The following is an 18340-nucleotide window of genomic DNA, read 5'->3' as shown; positions in this document are numbered from 1 at the left end:
GTGCCGGCCTTATTGGCCGGCACCCTTTCCAATCAAGGGAGCCGAACGATCACCAAATACATCAGTAGATAATGGAATATGGAACCCAGCAGAATAAATACATGAAAGATCTCATGACATCCAAAGTGGGGATTGTCCCGACCCGGCCATTTTACGGCGTAGAGCACGCCGCCCACGGTATAGAGGATTCCACCACCCAAAGTCCAGAAAAAACCATCAGCAGGAAGCATACGCATTAGGGGAACCAGCGCCACCAGTGCCAGCCAACCCATGCTGATGTAGATGCCGGCCGTGATCCACCGAGGAGCCGTGATCCAAACCAGCGTCAGGATGGAGCCGGCAATAGCCAGAGCCCAGATCACACCGAACAATCCCCATCCCCAGGCGCCCTGTTCCCGCAAAACGACCAGACAAACGGGAGTATACGTGCCTGCGATCAGAAAATAAATAGAAGTGTGATCATATTTGCGCAGGGCAATTCGGCCAGATACGCTGGTATTGAGGCTGTGATAGAGGGTGCTGGCTGTATAAAGGCCTGTCATACTCAGGCCATAAATGAGAAACGATACTGAGTGCCAAGCATCCAGCCCGAGGAGCGCGCAGCGTATCAGAAGAAGTATTGTGCCAACTGCAGCCATCAAGGCACCGGCTCCGTGGGTGATGGCAGACCAGGGACGCAGGCCATCGTAAGGGTCCCGATCCTTCTCACGCACCTTTGGCTTGGATGGATGGGCGTGAAGTGGAGCATAAAAAGAACGGCGGCGGGGGAGCGTATATTCCATATCCATTAAAATCACCTTACCTTGTTCTTAGTATACACCCAATCACAATAAATAATCAATATAAACTTTAAATATAATTTTTAAAATTATATCGAGAGATTTGAACAACTTGTGTGGTGAGCGCCTAATCAGTATACCCATATACAGGAAGATTATAATGCAAAAAAGTCCCATCCAAGAACAGCCGAAAACCGGGTCCTTGGATGGGACTTTTTATACAGGTGATTAGCCCAGCTGAGCCTTTGCCATCTCGGTCAGGGCAGTAAAAGCAGCCTTATCGTTGACAGCCAGCTCGGCCAGCATCTTGCGGTTAATCTCCACGCCAGCCTTCTTCAGGCCGTTCATAAAGGTGGAGTAGTTCATGCCGTTGGCCTTGCAGGCGGCAGAAATACGGGTGATCCACAGGGAACGGAAATCGCGCTTCTTCAGCCGACGGCCGGTGTAAGCATAAGTCAGGGACTTCATGACCTGCTCGTTGGCCATCTTGAAGTGCTTGCTCTTGGCGCCCCAGTAGCCCTTGGCCAGCTTGAGGACCTTATTTCTTCTCTTGCGCGTCATCATCGCGCCTTTAACTCTAGCCATTTGTAAAAGCCTCCTATGTTAAGGTAAAATAGTCAATCTTATTTGTAGGGGATCATGCGCTTGATGGCGGGCTCGTTGGTCTTGTCCGCATAAGCGCCGGCGCGGAGGCCTCTCTTGCGCTTGGTGTCCTTGTCGTGACCGTTGAGCAGGTGACGCTTGTTGGCATGGGCGCGCTTGACCTTGCCGGACTTGGTCAGGCTGAATCTCTTCTTCGCGCCGCTGTGAGTCTTCAGTTTAGGCATGGTGGTATACTCCTTTACAGTTCAATTCAAAGTGCAGGGGCTTACTCAGGATTTCTTAGCTTCTTTGGCAACCTTGGGAGAGAGGAAGATGGACATATGCCGTCCGTCCAGCTTGGGGTCCTTGTCCAACGCGGCCACCTCGCTGCACTGCTCCGCGAACTTGAGCAGCAGGCCCTTACCGATGTCGGTGTGAGCCATTTCACGCCCGCGGAAACGGACCGTTACCTTGACCCGGTTGCCCTCGGCCAGGAACTTCTGAGCATTGCGGAGCTTGACGTTGAAATCGTTCACATCGATGCTCGGCGACATGCGGACTTCCTTAATCTCCACCACATGCTGATTTTTCCGCGCCTCTTTCTCCCGCTTGGTCTGCTCAAATTTGTATTTACCATAGTCCATGAGCTTGCACACGGGCGGAGTTGCGGTGGGCGAGATCTTCACCAGGTCCAGGTTTGCCTCAATGGCGCGCTCCAGCGCTTCACGGGCGGACATGATACCCAGCTGCTCGCCGCTGTCGGAGACCAGGCGAACTTCCTTGTCGCGGATCTCTTCGTTGATCTGATGACCCTGTTTGCTGATACGAAAGCACCTCCAATTCTAAAACGCATACAAAAAACGTGGCTACCATCCGGTACCCACGCGCACAAAAACACAACCGCAAACACGGCGTGCTGCAAAGCATGTTGACCTCTTTGCCGAAGGCGGGAGGTGAGGACGGGGTACCGTACCTACTTTGTTGTAGCTTGTTTATTATAGCAGTCTGTCTGGTGGATGTCAACAGGAAAATGGGCAGGAAAAACGGATTTCTTTTTTGACGGATTGAGGGGGATACGATATAATCAGGGTACACAAGGACGAATTACTCGCAGCAGCATAGGGAGAGGAGAACAACTATGATGGGAGAACAGACGCTGATGGCCCTTAAGGCAGCAGGTGTGGATACCGATGGGGCAGTGGCCCGTTTTATGGGAAATACTGCGCTGTATGAGCGCTTTCTGCGCAAATTTCCCGCGGATCCCAGTTATGGACAGGCTGTGGTTGCCATGGAGACAGGCGAACTGGAAGCGGTCCTTACCGCGGTCCATACGCTGAAAGGTGTGGCAGGAAATCTGGGAATGACGCGCCTGTTTGATGCGTGCACCCATATGTTGGAATACATCCGTGGTGATAGGCCGGAGCAGGCACGTCAGTGCTGGCCGGATTTACAGCAGGCATATGAGGATGTTTTAAAGGTTCTGACGGTAGAAGGTCTGGCATAAGAGGAGTGAAAAGCATATGCAGATATCATTGGGAAAGGGAATCGGTGCGCTTGCGCTGGCTGTGCTCTTTCTGACGGCCACCGTTCCAGCCTTGGCATCGGAGGCAGACGGTCAAAATATGACCAATGCGGTCATTTTGTTTACCCATGATACCCATGATCATTTTCTGCCAACACCAGATGGCGAAGGTGGCGAATATGGGGGGTATACCCGCCTGGCTACTTTGCTCCGGCAGGAGCGGGAACGGTATCCGGACGCGGTCACACTGGATGGAGGAGATTTTTCCATGGGGACCCTCTACCAGAGTATTTATACCACTCAAGCACCGGAGCTGCGGGCGCTTGGCGCGATGGGATATGATGTGACGACTTTGGGTAACCATGAGTTTGATTACCGTGCCGGGGGACTGGCAGAGATGCTTACTGCTGCCGTGGACAGCGGGGATGCCCTTCCCGCGCTGGTACAGGCCAATTATAAACCGCCACAGGAGGACGCTGCCTCTTGGCAGGCATGGGAGTATTACGGTGTACAGGACTATGTAATTCTCCAGCGGGGTGGTGTAAATTATGGTATCTTTGGCCTGATGGGAGAGGTTGCGGACAGCAATGCCCCCATGTCCGGCATGGAATTTGAACCCATTGTACCCGCAGCCCAGCGCACTGTGGCCGCGCTGGAGGAAGCGCTGGGACAGATGGATGGGCCATCGGTCATTGTCTGCCTTTCTCACAGCGGCACCAATGAGAAGGGAAAGGGAGAGGACTATGAGCTGGCCCGGCAGGTGGATGGGATCGATGTGATTATCTCGGGGCATACCCACACCACACTGACCGAACCCATCCAGGTCAATGATACATTGATTGTATCTGCCGGGGCCTATACTGCCAACCTGGGAGAACTGGTACTGGAACTCGACCGTGACGGCACAGTATCTGGTTACCATTATCAACTGTTCCCCGTAGATGAGACCGTGTCGGAAGACCCGGCCATGAAGGCCCTGGCCAATCAATTTAAGCCTCTGGTGGAACAAGAGTATCTTTCCCAGTTTGATCTGAGCTTTGACCAGGTCCTGGCTGAAACGGAGTTTTCCTTTACACCAATTGAACAGTTTGGGGCTGAGCACCGGGAGGACCCGCTGGGGAACCTGATTGCGGACTCCTATGTATATGCCGTACAGCAGGCAGAAGGGGAGGATTATATCCCGGTGGATTTTGCCGTGGTGGCCTCCGGAGTGATCCGTGGCTCTTTTGCCGCAGGGGAAATCACCACATCGGATGCGTTTAACGTCTCATCCCTTGGCTCCGGAGCGGACGGGTCGCCCGGTTATCCGCTGATCTCTGTATGGATCACCGGGAGGGAACTGAAAGACGCCTTTGAGGTGGATGCATCTGTTACGGCATTGATGCCCGAGGCCCAGATCTATGGTGCTGGTATGACCTGGGAGTGGAATCCCCACCGGATGATTTTCAATAAGGTGACAGACTGTGCACAGATTTTGTCTGATGGTTCCACTGCTCCAATCGAGGATGAGCGGCTCTATCGGGTGGTCACAGGTTTGTATACCGGCCAGATGCTGGGAACGGTCAACGACAAGTCCTTTGGCATTCTGGCTATTACGCCCAAAGATGCCCAAGGAAATGTCATTACCGATTATGAAGCACAGATCATCCACAACCGCAATGGGTCGGAAGTAAAGGAGTGGTACGCTCTGGCTTCCTATCTCCAGTCCATGGGGCAGGTGGATGCCCGCTATGCAGCAGCGGAGGGGCGCAAGGTGGAGAACGCTACTTGGAATCCACTGAATCTGCTGAAAAATCTGAATCTCTTTGGGTGGTTGGCGGTAGTGCTGGTGGTACTGGTGTTGCTGCTGGTGATTTTCCTGGTGGTCCGGCTCACAGGCAGCAAACGGCGCAGAAGATATGGAGGAAGTCGAAAAGGGAGAGGCTATCGTCCTTACCGCGGATAGTATATAAAGCGATATTACTTTACAAATAAAATACGGCGGGCCGTATGATGCGGCCCGCCGTATTGATTTAAGATTTGGATTTGGACCGGAAGAGAAGCGCAGCAATCAGGCCGAAAAATACGGCTGCGGCGATGCCGCCGGCCGCAGCTGTGATGCCGCCGGTAAGCGCCCCCAAAATTCCATGCTCGGCTACGGCTTGGGCTGCCCCCTTGGCCAGCAGATAGCCAAAACCGGTGAGGGGAACTGTGGCTCCTGCACCGCCAAATTCCACCACGTACTGATAGAGCCCAAGTCCGCCCAAGACCACACCGGAGACCACGTAGAGCACCAGAATGCGGGCAGGGGTCAACTTGGTTTTGTCGATAAGCAACTGCCCGATCAGGCAGAGAACTCCACCGCACAGAAAAGCGCGGGCATATTCCCAGAAAACATCCATCGTATCACCTCATTTCTGTGTGGAGAAGGCAACAGCATGGCAGATACATGGTATGCTCTCACCCTGTTGTGTAGAGGTTGGGGAGAGCAGCGCACCCGTTCCGCAGAAGAGCAGCCGCTTCCAACGACCGGACTTCATGCCGTTGAGCAGCAGTCCAGTAAGCACGACAGCGGAGCAGCCACAGCCGGAGCCGCCACAGTGGACGTCCTGCCCTTCCAGGTCATAGATAAGCACGCCGCAATCCTCCAGATTGGGGACCTCCAATCCATCTCTGTGCAGCAGGTCCAGCACAATCTCCTTACCCAGCTGGCCCAAATCACCAGTGAGGATCAGGTCATAATCTGAGGGCCTGCGTCCGGTGTCCTGAAAGTGGGCGAGAAGGGTCTCGTAGGCAGCAGGTGCCATAGCCGCACCCATATTATTGGCGTCCTTGATGCCTTTGTCCACGATTTTACCTGTGGTAACGTGGGTCACATAGGGGCCTGCCCCCTCAGACGAGAGGATGACGCAGCCGGAACCGGTGACCGTCCACTGGGCAGTTGGAGTGCGCTGACCACCATACTCCAATGGTGTGCGATATTGCCGCTCGGCAGAACAGAAATGAGAGGAAGTCATACAGGCCGCATGGGTTCCGAAGCCGCCGTCCAGCAGCATGGCCCCCACGGACAAGCTTTCGGCCATGGTGGAACAGGCACCGTACAGACCATAAAAAGGGACGTTTTGTCCCCGCACAGCAAAGCCGGTGCCAATGCACTGATTGAGCAGATCACCGGCTAGAATATAGTCCAGGTTGGAGGCACTCAGTCCAGCCTTGTCCAGTGCCGCGGACAGAGCCAGCTTCTGCATGGTGCTCTCCGCTTTTTCCCAGCTCTTTTCGCCAAAGGTGTCGTCCTGTTGAATGAGGTCAAAGGTAGTGGCAAGAGGTCCTTCGCCCTCTTTTTTCCCCACCACGCTGGCGTAGCCAGCCACAGACGGGGGCGTGGCAAGGGCCACGCTTTGTCGGCCCAACTTTTTATTTCCCATAAAAGGCCTCCTTTACGTAGCAAAACAGGATAATGCTATTTTGAACGAAAAGCCAGGAAAATATGAGAGTGGATTTTGTGGTCAGGCCGTCTGTTCAAAGACGATATTTTGAGCTATAATAAAAAAGACCATTTTTGTATAAAGAGACAGGAGGCCTATCATGGTCGAAGAAGCCAAGCGAACCCTGGCCTATATCTGCCCGGTCTGCCACCAGAGCGTGGCGGTGGAGCGCAGCATTTTTCAGCTGGCGGCATCGGTCAATGAATTGCCCTGCCCCTGCGGCAAGTCCTCCCTGCGGGTGGAGATGATGGGGGATCAGGTCCGGCTAACCGTGCCTTGCCTGTTCTGCGGCAAGGACCACAGTGTCAGCTGCTCCTCACACGCCTTTCTGCATGAGAAAGTACTGGCATTTTCCTGCGCGGCATCTGGTTTGGATTGCTGCTACGTAGGGGAGGAGGGCGCAGTATTTGCGGCACTCCAGCGGCTGGAAGAGGCTCTGAGCAAACTGGAGGGAGAAGCAGGAGAAAAAGGTGCTTTTCTGGATGAGCTGGTGATGCACGAAGTGCTTTCCGAACTCAAAGAGATTGCCCAGCGGGACGGTATCTCCTGCACCTGCGGTTCTCACCGGTGGAAACTCAAGGTCAATTACAGTTCCATTGATCTTTTCTGTGCCGACTGCGGCGGTGCTATGCGCCTGCCGGCAGCTACAGCCAGTGACATTGACGACATCTGCTGTAAGACCCGGCTGCTGATTCATGGTAATACAGGAGGAAGCGGGGTATGACGTTTTACGAGGATACCTACCGGGTGGATTCCAGAGATGTAGATCCATGGTACCATTGCCGTCCCTCCGGAGTACTTGGGATCCTACAGGAGGCGGCAACCCAGGCAGCCTGCGCACTGCACGTTTCCCGGGACGAGATGCTGGATAAGTACGGTTTATTCTGGATGCTGGCCCGGATCTGGTACCGGCTGGATCGTCCATTGAGATGGAATGAACAGGTATGTGTACGCACCTGGCACAGAGGTGGACGTGGAGCGGCCTCATACCGGGATTTTGACTTGTTTGTGGATGGACAGCCGGTGGGGGAGGCGGTTTCTCTCTGGGTGTTGGCTGATGGGCAGACGCATCGGCTGGGACGGGCCTCTAAGGTAGAGGAATTCCGGGATACCGACGGTGGTGAGCTGTGTAAGACAATGCTTTTGAGCAAACTGCACCTGCCCAATGAAATGAAACCGGTGGATAAGCGGGTGTTTCATTACAGCGATATGGATGTCAACGGCCATGTCAACAACGTCCGGTATGCTGATTTTATTTGCGATGCGCTGCGCATGGAGCACTTGGGGGCGGAGCGGTTTGTCTCCTCTCTGCAGGTGGGGTATCTGGCTGAGTGCCAGCCTGGAGAGCAGATCCTGCTCTCGGCCGGAACCCAGGGAGAGAGCCAGTATATCCACGGCGCGGACGAGGCGGGAAAGAGCCGCTTTGACGGTGCGGTGATTCTGGGTACAACCAAAGCTTGACAGAGGAACTTTCATCCAGTACAATAGAAAAAATTTTAGGTGATTGCCAAAAGGAGATGCATTATGGTCAATACGGACGAACGCCAGAAGTTTACCAAACAGGGCCTTACCTTCGACGATGTGTTGCTCATTCCTGCGGAGAGCGATGTGTTGCCGGCGGACATCGACCTGCATACCCAGCTCACCAAGAAAATCACGCTGAATATCCCCCTGATGAGTGCGGCCATGGATACGGTAACCGAGTACCGTATGGCGATCGCCATCGCCCGTGAGGGCGGTATCGGTATCATCCACAAGAATATGTCCATCGGCGCTCAGGCTGAGCAGGTGGATATGGTCAAGCGCAGTGAGAACGGTGTTATCACCAATCCCTTCTGGCTGGCGCCGGGCCACACGCTGGCTGAGGCGGATGCGCTGATGGCCAAATACCGCATCTCTGGTGTGCCCATCTGCAAAGACGGCAAACTGATCGGTATCATCACCAACCGCGATATGAAGTTTGAGACCGATATGAGCCAGCTTGTAGACAATGTGATGACCAAGGAGAATCTGGTCACCGCCAAAGAGGGCGTCACGCTGGATGAGGCCAAGGAGATCCTGCGCCGCCATAAGATTGAAAAGCTGCCTATCGTGGACGATGAGTTCCGCCTGAAGGGGCTCATTACCATTAAGGATATTGAAAAAGCCACGGTTTATCCCAATTCCGCCCGCGATGAGAAGGGCCGGTTGCTGGTGGGCGCCGCTATCGGCGTTACCTCCGATGTAATGGACCGGGTGGCCGCTCTGGTGGAGGCTGGCGCGGATGTGCTCTGTCTGGACTCTGCACACGGCCATTCCCACAACATTCTGGACTGTGTCCGCCGGATCAAGGCGCTCTATCCCGATGTACAGCTGATTGCCGGCAATGTGGCTACTGCTGAGGCCACCCGTGCGCTCATTGAGGCGGGCGCTGACTGTGTCAAGATTGGCATCGGCCCCGGTTCCATCTGTACTACCCGCGTGGTGGCCGGTATCGGTGTGCCCCAGATCACCGCAGTCTATGATGCGGCCTGCGTGGCCGCCGAGTATGGCGTGCCTATTATTGCTGACGGCGGCGTGAAGTACTCCGGCGACATCGCCAAGGCGCTGGCTGCCGGTGCCAATGTGGTCATGCTGGGCTCCCTGCTGGCCGGCTGTGAGGAGTCCCCCGGGGACACCGAGGTCTATCAGGGCCGCCAGTTCAAGGTATACCGCGGCATGGGCTCTCTGGGCGCTATGGCCAAGGGCTCCAAGGACCGGTATTTCCAGGAGAACAATAAGAAGCTGGTCCCCGAAGGCGTGGAAGGCCGTGTACCCTACAAGGGACTGACCGGTGAGACCATTTACCAGCTGATGGGTGGCCTGCGTGCTGGTATGGGCTATACTGGCTGCCACAATATCGAGGAACTGCACACCAAGGCCCAGTTCATGCAGATTACCGCAGCCGGCCTGAGAGAGTCGCATCCCCACGACATCTATATCACCAAGGAAGCGCCCAACTATACCTTGGGTCCCCAGTAATTGCTTTGGATCTGACCGTTTTACAACGCGAAAAACAGCCCCCCGGAGAGAATCTCCGGGGGGCTGTTTTTCTAAAGCGGATCCTTAGCACCGGCGATAGGTGCGGGTAATTTGGCGCAGATGGCTGGAGACCGATGGATTGAGGGCGGCCTCCCGCACCCGCCAGCTCCAATTTTGCGGACCGGTGGTACCAGGGGCGTTGATCCTGGCGTCTGCCCCCAGTCCCAGAAGGTCAGGCATGGGGGCAATGGCAAGACGGCAGGGGGACATCCAGGCTCCGCACACGGCACCCCAGCCAAAGCCTTCGTCTTCCCGCAGGCGCAGATAGTTCAGCGCATATTCTCGCTCAGCGGGGCTGGCCAGGGAAAAGAGCCACTGTACAAAAGTGGGTGTATCATGGGTGCCGGTGTACATCACCGCATCCCGGGGACAGTTATGCGGCAGATAGGAACTTTCGCCAACGGGGTCAAAGGCATAGACCAGCACTTTCATCCCGGGCAATCCACTTCCGGCGATGAAATGGAGCGCATCCTGATCCAAGTCGCCCAAGTCCTCAGCAATGAGAGCCAGCCCGGGTACGGAGCGCAGCACTTCCACCAGTTCCATACCTGGTCCTTTCTCCCAATGGCCTTCTCTGGCATCTTTGGCGCCATTGGGGATGGACCAATAGGTATGAAAGGCGCGGAAGTGATCGATGCGTACCACATCATACAGCCGGGCCATGTGGGCACCGCGGCGTTTCCACCAGGCAAAGCCGGTTTTTTTATGATACGACCAGTCATACAACGGATTGCCCCAGTGTTGCCCTGTCTCAGAGAACGCATCCGGTGGGACTCCCGCTACGCCGGAGGGTGTCATATCCTCCTTGAGTTGGAAGAGCTGAGGACTGCTCCACACTTCCGCGCTGTCAGGGGAGACGTAGATGGGTAAATCTCCAATGATGGAGATCCCTTTGGAATTGGCGTATTGCTTGACAGCAGTCCACTGATGGAAAAAGCGCATCTGCAAAAAGGCGTAGAAAGCGCATTCCTCTTTCAGCTCAGCCCGACAGCGGGCCATGGCCTGTGGCTGACGCAGACGAATCTCATCAGGCCAATCCTTCAGCTCTTTGCCGCCGAAGCGTTCCCGCAGAGCCAGAAACAGGGTATAGTCAGGCAGCCAGTCCGCTTCATTCCTCACAAAGGTATCCAGTTCTTCGGTGCAGGAAGCACGGGCTCGCTCCCAAGCTGTACGCAGCAGGGGCAGGCGGGTCTGATGGAGCCAGGCATAGTCCACCCGGTCTGGGTCTTCCCGGCGAGCGGAGGCCACTTCTTCCTGGGTCAGCAAGCCTTCTCCGGCCAGTTCATCCAAATCGAGAAATAGGGGATTACCAGCAAAGGAAGAGGCGGACATATAAGGAGAATCGCCACCACCCGGCGGGACCAGGGGCAGGATCTGCCAAAATCTCTGTCCGCTGTCAGACAAAAAGTCAATCCAGCGCCGGGCGGGCGCACCTAATGTGCCAATACCGTACGGACCTGGCAGAGAGAAAACAGGGAGCAGGATACCGCTTGCACGTGCTTGCATAAACAGGCCTCCAATGTGAACAGGATTTGCGTCCATTTCATTATAAGCCTGTGTCAGGTAGGCTGCAACCCCCGGATGAAAGGAAGTTACGCTCCGGTTTCGATCTTTGCTCGGATGGCGTCAAACACAGTATCCTGATCGGGACACATGACCATCAGAATGGTACCATCGTTCAAAGTCTCCAGTCTGGCTTGATTGGCAATGTCATACTGATCGGCCAGATAAAGTTCAAAATTCTGCCTTTGTTGATCAATAAAGCCATTCAGCCCATCCAGCACGGTCTGCTCCTTTCCCGCGGCGGGATAAATGGCCGCGATACCATATGCCTTGACGTTCATAGGAGAGACGGAAAGCGCGAAGGCCTGCATGTCTTCTCCGGACACACCAAGCATGGAAAAGAGAAGTTCAGCCGTTTCATCTTCAGAGGAAGTTAAGACCGACATAGATTCATTCAATTCTTGGTCACGTGCTTCTTCAATGGCACTTTGGTAGAGCTGTGCGCGTGCTTCATTGCTCATGGCGGTTTCCTGTGCCTGTTGAGTGCTGGTACAGCTGGTCGCAAAGCTCAAAACCAGCAGTAGAGGCAACAGTTTGAGGTGATTCACATTAGGTCCTCCTTTGCATCATCCTGTGTTACGGTTTCCTGGAGCGGGGCGTACAGGCGAAGCCGCCCTTCGCAGACATCTACCAGAGCGGTATCTCCTGCCCGCAGCGTGCCGTTGAGCAGTTGTTCGGCGGCAGGGTCCTCCACCTGGGTGCGGATGGTGCGGCGGAGGGGTCGTGCGCCGTAATCTGGGTCAAATCCCTCGTTGGCGAGGGCGTCCAGTGCACCGTCGGTGAAGCGCAGTGTAATGCCGAGTGCCAGCATTCGCTGGGCTACCTGCTCCAGCATCCGCTGGGCAATGTCTCGGATCTCCGAACGGTCCAGTTGGGTGAATACAATGGTCTCATCCAACCGGTTGAGAAATTCCGGGCGAAAGACTTTTTTCAGATCCTCCAGCACGGCTCCGCGCAGCTCTTCCAGCGAGCGGGTCCCGTGCTCTGAGCGCTGTGCGGCGGAAAAGCCCAGGCGGGTCCCTTTGGCGGTGATCCGGGCAGCGCCTACATTAGAGGTCATAACCACGATGGTATTTTTAAAATCAGCCCGGCGGCCCTGGGCGTCGGTGACCACTCCGTCCTCCATAAGCTGGAGGAGGATGCCCCAGATATCCGGATGCGCTTTTTCAATCTCGTCAAAAAGGACTACCGAGTAAGGTTTTCGCCGGATACGTTCCGTGAGCTGCCCACCTTCCTCATGCCCCACATAACCGGGCGGTGAACCAATAAGGCGGGAGACGGTGTGCTTTTCCATATACTCGGACATATCAAAGCGCAGCATGGCTTCCTCACTGCCGAACAATGCCTGAGCCAGGGCCTTACACAGTTCGGTTTTACCTACGCCTGTAGGACCAAGGAAAAGAAAGCAGCCGGTGGGACGCCCGGGTTCCTTAAGTCCAACCCGGCCCCGGCGGACTGCCCTGGCCACGGCGCGGACGGCCTCCTGCTGTCCCACGACTCTCTGGTGGAGTTCCTGTTCCAGACGGAGCAATCGATCGCTTTCAGCTGTGGTGAGGGTGGTGACTGGGATCCCTGTCCAGCCAGATACCACGGCGGCCACATCCTCTGCAGTGACCGAGCCGGTGTTCTGTCCGGAGCGCCAGAGCGCTTTTTCTTCCTCCAGTTCTCTGCGGAAATCCTGTTCCGCATCCCGCAGCATGGCAGCCTTTTCAAAGTCTTGTCCCCGGATCGCCTCCTCTTTCTCCCGACGGGTACAGGCCACTTTTTCTTCCAGTTCCCGCAGGTCGGGCGGAGTCGATAGCCGCTCCATGCGCACCCGGGAGGCCGCCTCATCGATGAGGTCAATGGCCTTGTCGGGCAGACGGCGGTCACCGATGTAGCGCACAGAGAGAGCAACGGCAGCGTCGATGGCCTCGTCAGTGATCTGGAGGCGATGGTGCGCCTCGTACCGATCACGCAGACCATGCAGGATTGCTACGGCAGTTGCACGGTCAGGCTCGGGGACCAGAACAGGTTGAAAGCGGCGCTCCAGTGCAGCATCTTTTTCGATATACCGGCGGTATTCTTCGGTGGTAGTGGCGCCGATAACCTGTAACTCCCCGCGCCCCAGAGCCGGCTTGATGATGTTGGCTGCGTCGATAGCGCCTTCCGCAGAACCTGCGCCTACAATCGTGTGTAGCTCATCAATGAACAAAATAATACTGCCGGCCCGCCGGACCTCAGCCAGAATGTTTTTGACCCGTTCCTCAAATTCTCCTCGATATTTGGTGCCGGCCACCATGGAAGAAAGGTCCAGAGAAACCAGACGTTTGCTCTGCAGATCTTCGGGGACGTCACCGGCCACCATGCGCCGGGCCAATCCTTCGGCTACGGCGGTCTTGCCCACGCCTGGTTCGCCGATCAGGGCCGGATTGTTTTTCTGCCGGCGGGACAGAATTTGGATGACTCGGGTGATCTCCTGATCGCGCCCGATGACCGGGTCCAGCATTCCGCTGGCTGCCAGCTTGGTCAGATCACGGGAAAATTGGTCCAACAGCTTGGTCTCGCCTCCATATTCCCGTTCCCTTGCGCGTCCCGTGTTCCGATAGGGAGAGGGCGCGGCCTCACCGCCCATAGCGGCGGTTACATCAGCATGGAGGCGACGTGGTTCCACCCCGGCAGCAGAGAGAACTCGTACCGCAACGCCGTCTCCTTCCCGCAGAATGCCAAGCAACAGGTGTTCCGTGCCCACGTAATGGTGGCCCAGGCGAGCTGCTTCGGTAAGGGAGAGCTCAATGATCTTTTTGCACCTGGGCGTCAGCCCTTGGGAGGGAGGGCTGCCCGGAGCACCTACTCCCACCATGCGGGCGACAGCAGCTTTAAGTGTCTCGGGTTCCAGGCCGGCAGCTGACAGGACTTTGGCAGCCACGCCACGCCCTTCCCGGATCAGTCCCAACAAAAGATGCTCACTGCCCACATAGCCATGACCCAGTTCAGCGGAACACTCCTGGGCCAGGCGCAGCGCAGTCTGGGCCCGCTGGGTAAAGCGCGTTTCATTCACAGCCTCACCTCGTCTGCCGCGGATGGGAAAAATCGGTTTCCAACGTCGTTTGACGGGCTTCATGGGTTTCTTCACGCCCCTTTTCTTTGGTTCGATTCCGGTGTACACCGCTGTGCGGTGCGCCCTCCAGCTCCGGAGTCAGGCTTCCGGCGGTCTCCATATGGAATTGTGAGGGTCTATCCATAGGTATTTTGCCTCCTGTCAATGGATTGCTTCTAGTTTTTCCCGCTGTAAAAAAATATACCCACTGCAGAGGCATTTTAGCATTGCATTTTTGAAAAGTTATGATACAATACTTTTAGTCTTAGAGTTTGGAGGTGTATCCAATGGCCTATGTTATCAGCGACGCTTGCGTGAGCTGCGGTTCCTGCGAGGGCGCTTGCCCCGTGGGCGCTATCTCCCAGGGCGACGATCGCTATGTCATCGATGCCGGTTCCTGCATTGACTGCGGTTCCTGCGCCGATACCTGCCCCACCGGTGCCATCTCCCAGGGCTGATTGAGTACGTAAGCACGAAAAGAAACAGCGGCATGCCATTTGGTATGCCGCTGTTTTTAAACTAAAGGAGGAATGCGGTCGGTGAAAGAGAGACAACTGAGCGGCGGGGACCTCTTGCTGGTAGGCTTTACCCTGTTCTCTATGTTTTTTGGTGCGGGCAATCTGATCTTTCCGCCCAATGTGGCGGCCCAGGCCGGTACTATGACCTGGCCGGCGATGGCAGGACTGGCCATCAGTGCGGTAGGGCTTCCCGTGCTTGGGGTAGTGGCAGTGGCGCGGGCCGGAGGATTGGATGTATTGGGGCGGCGGGTCCATCCGCTGTTCGCCCGTGTGTTTACCATTGTAGCCTACTTGGCCATTGGCCCCTGTCTGGCCATTCCCAGAACGGCGACCACATCCTTTGAAATGGCAGTTCCCCCGTTTGTGGGGGAGGGAGCTCCTATTGGACTGTACCAACTGATCTATTCTTTGCTTTTTTTTGCTGCGGCGCTTTGGATTGCACTGCGCCCTGAGAAGCTCACCGACCGCCTGGGAAAAATTTTGTGCCCTATTCTGGTAGCGCTTATTGTGATCACATTTGTGGGGTGTCTGCTCAATCCATTGGAGGGATATGGAAATCCTACCGGGGACTATATTACCCATCCGGTGGTCAAAGGATTCCTGGAAGGCTATCAGACCATGGATACCATTGCTGCTCTGGCGTTCGGGATTGTAATTGCAGTCAATATCCGTGCCCGCGGTATAGAGACGCCTAGCGCCATTGTAAAGGGAACCGTGCGGGCCGGAGGAATCGCAGGGATCATGCTCCTGGCGATCTATTGTATGCTGGCCCATATCGGGGCACTGTCTGGCGGAGCCATCCCTGGACCGGCTGATGGTGCGGAAGCACTGACCAACATAGTGGGGCTGCTCTTTGGACGGATCGGGAATATCCTGCTGGCGGGGATTTTTCTGATCGCCTGCTTCAATGTATGTGTGGGGCTGATCAGTTCCTGCGGAGAATATTTTTACAGTATTTGCCCTAAACTGAGTTATCGGGGATGGGCGGTACTCTTTGCAGTAGTAAGCATGATTATTTCCAATGCCGGACTGACCCAGATCATCGCAGTCTCTGCGCCGGTACTTGGGGCGATCTATCCGGTGGCTATCGTGCTCATCGCCTTGTCGTTTTTCCAGCGCTGGCTGGAAGGGAAACGGCTGGTTTATCCAGTGGCGGTCCTGCTGACAGGGGTATTCAGCATCCTTTACGCATTGAAGGGTCTTGGGTTGCCACTGAGCGTGCTGAATTATATGCCTCTGGCTTCTGTGGGCCTGGGATGGGTAATTCCGGCAGCGATTGGAATTTTGCTTGGCCTGCTCCTTTCCAAAAAGAAAACATAAAAAACCGCCGCGCCGATCGATTCGGTGCGGCGGTTTTTTATAAAGTCTCCAGCAAAAAACGACCTATGCTTTCCATAGCTTCGCCCGCTTTTTTCATAGGAAACATTTGAAATACATGCCACAGGTCGGTCCATACTTCCAGCCGGCAGGGGACGGCAGCTTGAACCAAGCGGTCCCGAAGGCGGACGGAATCGGAGAGAAGCAGTTCGTTTGTACCAGCCTGGATCAGAGTAGGAGGAAATCCTTTCAAATCACCAAGCAGGGGAGAAAGGTGGGGATCGGCCCAGTCTAAGCCCCGGGCATAAGCATCCCGCACAGCATAAATATAATTAAGCGTGAGTACGGGATCAATAGCCGCCCTTTCACGGTAAGATTTTCCACTGGCAGTCATATCCGTCCAGGGAGAAAGAAGAATCAGAGCCCTAGGTAACCGCCGACCGGCTTCTTTGAGCAGGTGGGTGAGTACCAGGGTCAGATTGCCGCCGGCGGAGTCGCCCGCAACCACTACATCCCGAGCGCCATACCCCTGGTACATCAGATAGTCCCACGCCTTCATGGCATCCTCGACAGCAGCGGGGTAGGGGTGTTCAGGTGCTAGACGATATTCAAAAGAAAGCACCTGCCAGCCGGTAACATTGGCCAGCTTGGAGGCCAGGATACGGGAGTAGCCCAAGTTACCGCTGGTATAGCCCCCTCCATGGCAATACAAAATGGCTCTGCGCCGGTCGTGGCCGCGGTTGGGACGTACCCAAGCGCAATTCATCCCATCCAGTTCAAAGGGCTCCCAACTCATTCCGGCCATAGGAGCAATCAGACGGCCCAGCAACTCCTGTCCCCGGCGCTGTTTCTCCAGGTCTTCTACATTCATGGTCTCAGGGGTAGCTGCGGTGTGAACCGCGCGCAGTGCCCGCATGAACGGGTCCAGCCGCTGCTGCTCTGCGGCCTGGCGCTGCTGCGGCGTGCGGCGGGTCAGCTTCATACGGATGCGTTCTTCTTCCATAGCGGTTCCTCCTTGCATCGTGGGGCCATTATACCACAGAGTATGAAAAAAGGAAAGCGGCAAGATGCGCCGCCGTTCCCCTTGTGGCAAGGTGGATATCGTGGTATCATGATTATAAATCCTGCAGACCGGGGGCGGAGAGCATATGGCAAAACAGCGTGGAGGCGGAAAACCGGAGTGGTACCCGCTTGACAATGCGGGGGTACTGTATTCGGCCCTTCAGAAAGAAAAATACTCCGCAATTTACCGGTTTTCGGCAGTGTTGGAGGAGCCGGTGGACCGTGATACACTTCAGCGGGCAGTGGACCGGACGATGCCCCGTTTTCCATCCTTTGGTGTGCGTATAAAAAAAGGCGCCTTCTGGTACTATTTTGAACCTAACGATGCACCTGGCCCCTTTGTAAAGCAGGATATTTCCAATCCATGCCAACCGGTGCGTTTTCGGGAAGATGATGGATGGTTGGTTCGGTTTTACTATTATGGAAACCGGATTTCACTAGAGGTGTTCCATGCGGTCAGCGATGGTGCGGGGGCGCTGATCTTTTTTAAAACTTTGCTGGCAGTCTATTTGCGTGAACGAGGATATACCATTCCAAACACCCACGGCATCCGGGATGTGGATGAGCCTCCCACAAAAGAAGAACGTGAGGATGCCTATGGTCGTTACGCAACGGTAAAACCACGTCGCGAGAAACGGGGAAAGAAAGCCTATCAGAACAATGGTACGGCCGAACCGTTTTACACGTTAAATGTGACCATGGGATTTTGTTCTGTTGCAGCGCTAAAAGCAAAGGCAAAGAGTTATGAGGTATCCATCACCGAGTATCTGACGGCAGTCTTGCTTCAGGTCCTGCTGGACAAGCAGCACCGGGAACGGCCTCGGAAAGAGCGTCCGGTCGCATTGGCTATTCCCATTAACCTGAGGCCATGGTTTCCGTCAGAAACCCTGCGTAATTTTATCCTTACGGTCCGACCGGCTATAGACCCCGCACTGGGAGAGTATACATTTGAGGAGATCGTGTCCCAGGTACACCATTTTCTGCGTCTGAACATCAATCGTCAGCAGATGCAGGCTGCACTTACCGGAAATGTAAAATTCACTACGAACCGTCTGTTGCAGATTGTGCCGATTGTATTGAAAAATCCGGTGATGTCCCTCGGGTATCATCTGGCTGGAGTACGGCCCTATTCCGGTACCTACACCAACCCGGGACCGTTTCATGTACCTAAGGAGATGGAACCCCACATCCGGCATATGGAGGTCATCCTGGGCCAGGCTACCATGCCTCGCCCACACTGTGCCTCGATCAGCTATGGGGATGTGATGGAGATTACCTTTGCAGGTACCATGCAGGAGAGTGACACCGAGCGGGAATTTTTCCGTTTTCTCGTACGGGATGGAATCTCTGTCAAAGTGGAAAGCAATCGTACCCAATAACCCGAAGGAGGAGCC

At 55.3% G+C, this 18340-nt stretch carries 18 protein-coding genes; 8 read left to right on the top strand and 10 right to left on the bottom strand.

Annotated features, from left to right (window positions below):
- Positions 1-32: 32 nt before the first annotated feature.
- The 4 genes from trhA to infC all read right to left on the bottom strand — a co-directional run bounded on the left by trhA (position 33) and on the right by infC (position 2185).
- Entirely contained in the window at positions 33-782 is a 750-nt protein-coding gene (gene trhA / locus WMO45_RS02215; RefSeq protein ID WP_349139021.1) for a PAQR family membrane homeostasis protein TrhA, read from the bottom strand.
- Positions 783-1007: 225 nt separating this feature from the next.
- Positions 1008-1364 (bottom strand): 50S ribosomal protein L20, encoded by a 357-nt coding sequence (gene rplT / locus WMO45_RS02210; protein ID WP_349139020.1) that lies wholly within the window; start codon positions 1362-1364, stop codon positions 1008-1010.
- Positions 1365-1402: 38 nt separating this feature from the next.
- Entirely contained in the window at positions 1403-1606 is a 204-nt protein-coding gene (gene rpmI / locus WMO45_RS02205) for a 50S ribosomal protein L35 (RefSeq protein ID WP_007488951.1), read from the bottom strand.
- 45 nt (positions 1607-1651) lie between these two features.
- Positions 1652-2185: a translation initiation factor IF-3 gene (gene infC, locus WMO45_RS02200; protein ID WP_349139329.1), complete on the bottom strand. Its 534-nt coding sequence runs from the start codon at positions 2183-2185 to the stop codon at positions 1652-1654.
- Positions 2186-2499: 314 nt separating this feature from the next.
- Between infC and WMO45_RS02195 the strand changes: the two genes are divergently transcribed.
- Positions 2500-2865, top strand: a complete 366-nt coding sequence (locus WMO45_RS02195; RefSeq protein WP_349139019.1) for an Hpt domain-containing protein — start codon at positions 2500-2502, stop codon at positions 2863-2865.
- 16 nt (positions 2866-2881) lie between these two features.
- Positions 2882-4828, top strand: coding sequence for a bifunctional metallophosphatase/5'-nucleotidase (locus tag WMO45_RS02190; RefSeq protein WP_349139018.1), 1947 nt, complete (start codon positions 2882-2884; stop codon positions 4826-4828).
- 67 nt (positions 4829-4895) lie between these two features.
- Here the strand turns inward: WMO45_RS02190 and spoVAE are convergent, their stop codons facing one another.
- Both spoVAE and spoVAD read right to left on the bottom strand, forming a co-directional pair.
- Positions 4896-5264, bottom strand: a complete 369-nt coding sequence (spoVAE, locus tag WMO45_RS02185; RefSeq protein ID WP_349139016.1) for a stage V sporulation protein AE — start codon at positions 5262-5264, stop codon at positions 4896-4898.
- 9 nt (positions 5265-5273) lie between these two features.
- The gene (gene spoVAD, locus WMO45_RS02180) at positions 5274-6287 is read right to left on the bottom strand and encodes a stage V sporulation protein AD (protein WP_349139015.1); all 1014 of its coding nucleotides are present in this window, start codon (positions 6285-6287) and stop codon (positions 5274-5276) included.
- A 160-nt stretch (positions 6288-6447) separates the two neighbouring features.
- Between spoVAD and WMO45_RS02175 the strand changes: the two genes are divergently transcribed.
- From WMO45_RS02175 to guaB, 3 genes are all read left to right on the top strand, one after another.
- On the top strand, positions 6448-7071 hold the full coding sequence (locus WMO45_RS02175) for a hypothetical protein (RefSeq protein ID WP_349139014.1): 624 nt from the start codon (positions 6448-6450) through the stop codon (positions 7069-7071).
- The gene (locus WMO45_RS02170; protein WP_349139013.1) at positions 7068-7808 is read left to right on the top strand and encodes an acyl-[acyl-carrier-protein] thioesterase; all 741 of its coding nucleotides are present in this window, start codon (positions 7068-7070) and stop codon (positions 7806-7808) included. Before WMO45_RS02175 ends, WMO45_RS02170 begins: the two co-directional genes overlap by 4 nt.
- A 63-nt stretch (positions 7809-7871) precedes the next feature.
- The gene (gene guaB / locus WMO45_RS02165) at positions 7872-9347 is read left to right on the top strand and encodes an IMP dehydrogenase (protein WP_349139012.1); all 1476 of its coding nucleotides are present in this window, start codon (positions 7872-7874) and stop codon (positions 9345-9347) included.
- An 84-nt stretch (positions 9348-9431) separates the two neighbouring features.
- On the opposite strand, the gene malQ is transcribed toward guaB, so the two are convergent.
- From malQ to WMO45_RS02150, 3 genes are all read right to left on the bottom strand, one after another.
- Positions 9432-10913 carry a 4-alpha-glucanotransferase gene (gene malQ / locus WMO45_RS02160; protein ID WP_349139011.1) on the bottom strand — a complete coding sequence of 494 codons (1482 nt, stop codon included), beginning with the start codon at positions 10911-10913 and terminating at the stop codon, positions 9432-9434.
- A gap of 86 nt (positions 10914-10999) precedes the next feature.
- Entirely contained in the window at positions 11000-11518 is a 519-nt protein-coding gene (locus WMO45_RS02155) for a DUF4358 domain-containing protein (protein ID WP_349139010.1), read from the bottom strand.
- Positions 11515-14010 (bottom strand): ATP-dependent Clp protease ATP-binding subunit, encoded by a 2496-nt coding sequence (locus tag WMO45_RS02150; protein WP_349139009.1) that lies wholly within the window; start codon positions 14008-14010, stop codon positions 11515-11517. The genes WMO45_RS02155 and WMO45_RS02150 overlap by 4 nt, the downstream gene beginning before the upstream one ends.
- A 326-nt stretch (positions 14011-14336) precedes the next feature.
- Here WMO45_RS02150 and fdxA point away from each other — a divergent pair, with 326 nt between their 5' ends.
- Together fdxA and brnQ are read left to right on the top strand one after the other, a co-directional pair.
- The gene (gene fdxA, locus WMO45_RS02145) at positions 14337-14507 is read left to right on the top strand and encodes a 4Fe-4S ferredoxin (RefSeq protein WP_349139008.1); all 171 of its coding nucleotides are present in this window, start codon (positions 14337-14339) and stop codon (positions 14505-14507) included.
- A 72-nt stretch (positions 14508-14579) separates the two neighbouring features.
- Complete coding sequence (gene brnQ, locus WMO45_RS02140) at positions 14580-15887, top strand: branched-chain amino acid transport system II carrier protein (RefSeq protein WP_349139007.1); 1308 nt, start codon at positions 14580-14582, stop codon at positions 15885-15887.
- Between the two features lie 37 nt (positions 15888-15924).
- Here brnQ and WMO45_RS02135 read toward each other — a convergent pair whose 3' ends face one another.
- A complete protein-coding gene (locus WMO45_RS02135; protein WP_349139006.1) occupies positions 15925-16887 on the bottom strand; it encodes an alpha/beta hydrolase in 963 nt (320 codons plus the stop codon).
- Positions 16888-17188: 301 nt separating this feature from the next.
- Between WMO45_RS02135 and WMO45_RS02130 the strand changes: the two genes are divergently transcribed.
- A complete protein-coding gene (locus WMO45_RS02130; RefSeq protein ID WP_349139005.1) occupies positions 17189-18325 on the top strand; it encodes a hypothetical protein in 1137 nt (378 codons plus the stop codon).
- Positions 18326-18340: the final 15 nt, after the last annotated feature.

Source organism: Flavonifractor hominis (genome assembly GCF_040095835.1).
GTDB lineage: Bacteria > Bacillota > Clostridia > Oscillospirales > Oscillospiraceae > Flavonifractor > Flavonifractor hominis.
This window is presented reverse-complemented; position numbering and strand designations above follow the sequence as displayed.

Excerpts from the sequence above, each read along its gene's own strand:
- trhA (WP_349139021.1), bottom strand. The coding sequence starts at position 782 with ATGGAATATACGCTCCCCCGCCGCCGTTCTTTTTATGCTCCACTTCAC.
- rplT (WP_349139020.1), bottom strand. The coding sequence starts at position 1,364 with ATGGCTAGAGTTAAAGGCGCGATGATGACGCGCAAGAGAAGAAATAAG.
- rpmI (WP_007488951.1), bottom strand. The coding sequence starts at position 1,606 with ATGCCTAAACTGAAGACTCACAGCGGCGCGAAGAAGAGATTCAGCCTG.
- WMO45_RS02195 (WP_349139019.1), top strand. The coding sequence starts at position 2,500 with ATGATGGGAGAACAGACGCTGATGGCCCTTAAGGCAGCAGGTGTGGAT.
- WMO45_RS02190 (WP_349139018.1), top strand. The coding sequence starts at position 2,882 with ATGCAGATATCATTGGGAAAGGGAATCGGTGCGCTTGCGCTGGCTGTG.
- spoVAE (WP_349139016.1), bottom strand. The coding sequence starts at position 5,264 with ATGGATGTTTTCTGGGAATATGCCCGCGCTTTTCTGTGCGGTGGAGTT.
- spoVAD (WP_349139015.1), bottom strand. The coding sequence starts at position 6,287 with ATGGGAAATAAAAAGTTGGGCCGACAAAGCGTGGCCCTTGCCACGCCC.
- WMO45_RS02175 (WP_349139014.1), top strand. The coding sequence starts at position 6,448 with ATGGTCGAAGAAGCCAAGCGAACCCTGGCCTATATCTGCCCGGTCTGC.
- WMO45_RS02170 (WP_349139013.1), top strand. The coding sequence starts at position 7,068 with ATGACGTTTTACGAGGATACCTACCGGGTGGATTCCAGAGATGTAGAT.
- guaB (WP_349139012.1), top strand. The coding sequence starts at position 7,872 with ATGGTCAATACGGACGAACGCCAGAAGTTTACCAAACAGGGCCTTACC.
- malQ (WP_349139011.1), bottom strand. The coding sequence starts at position 10,913 with ATGCAAGCACGTGCAAGCGGTATCCTGCTCCCTGTTTTCTCTCTGCCA.
- fdxA (WP_349139008.1), top strand. The coding sequence starts at position 14,337 with ATGGCCTATGTTATCAGCGACGCTTGCGTGAGCTGCGGTTCCTGCGAG.
- brnQ (WP_349139007.1), top strand. The coding sequence starts at position 14,580 with ATGCGGTCGGTGAAAGAGAGACAACTGAGCGGCGGGGACCTCTTGCTG.
- WMO45_RS02135 (WP_349139006.1), bottom strand. The coding sequence starts at position 16,887 with ATGGAAGAAGAACGCATCCGTATGAAGCTGACCCGCCGCACGCCGCAG.